Source organism: Mesorhizobium sp. M1348 (assembly GCF_040317925.1).
Classification (GTDB): domain Bacteria; phylum Pseudomonadota; class Alphaproteobacteria; order Rhizobiales; family Rhizobiaceae; genus Mesorhizobium.
This window is the reverse complement of record NZ_JAMYLH010000087.1, coordinates 1-727: the sequence shown is the minus strand read 5'-3', so window position 1 is coordinate 727 and position 727 is coordinate 1. Positions and strand designations below refer to the sequence as shown.

At 63.8% G+C, this 727-nt stretch carries 1 protein-coding gene; it reads left to right on the top strand.

Features of this window, described 5'->3' with window-relative positions; all coding sequences use genetic code 11:
- On the top strand, positions 1–726 hold a 726-nt coding region (locus NKH13_RS35545), incomplete at its 5' end, for an EF-Tu C-terminal domain-related protein (protein ID WP_352641809.1).
- Position 727 lies beyond the last annotated feature (1 nt).

Here is a 727-nt window from a genome sequence, read left to right as displayed (position 1 = left end):
GAGCTTTTGACCAAGAACGAGTTCCCCGGCGACGACATTCCGATCGTCAAGGGTTCGGCGCTTGCCGCACTTGAAGATTCTGACAAGAAGATCGGCGAGGACGCCATCCGCGAATTGATGGCTGCGGTCGATGCCTACATCCCGACGCCGGTTCGTCCGCTCGACAAGCCGTTCCTGATGCCGATCGAGGACGTGTTCTCGATCTCGGGCCGCGGCACGGTGGTGACCGGCCGCGTCGAGCGCGGCGTCGTCAAGGTCGGCGAGGAGCTGGAGATCGTCGGCATCCGTCCGACCACCAAGACGACCTGCACGGGCGTCGAGATGTTCCGCAAGCTGCTCGACCAGGGCCAGGCCGGCGACAACATCGGCGCGCTGTTGCGCGGTGTCGACCGTGAAGGCGTCGAGCGCGGCCAGGTCCTGGCCAAGCCCGGCACCGTCAAGCCGCACAAGAAGTTCGTTGCCGAAGCCTATATCCTGACCAAGGACGAGGGCGGCCGCCACACGCCGTTCTTCACCAACTACCGTCCGCAGTTCTATTTCCGCACGACGGACGTGACCGGCATCGTGTCGCTGCCGGAAGGCACCGAGATGGTGATGCCGGGCGACAACATCACCGTCGATGTCGAGCTGATCGTGCCGATCGCCATGGAAGAGAAGCTGCGCTTCGCCATCCGTGAAGGCGGCCGCACCGTCGGTGCCGGCATCGTCGTCACCATCAAAGAGTAAT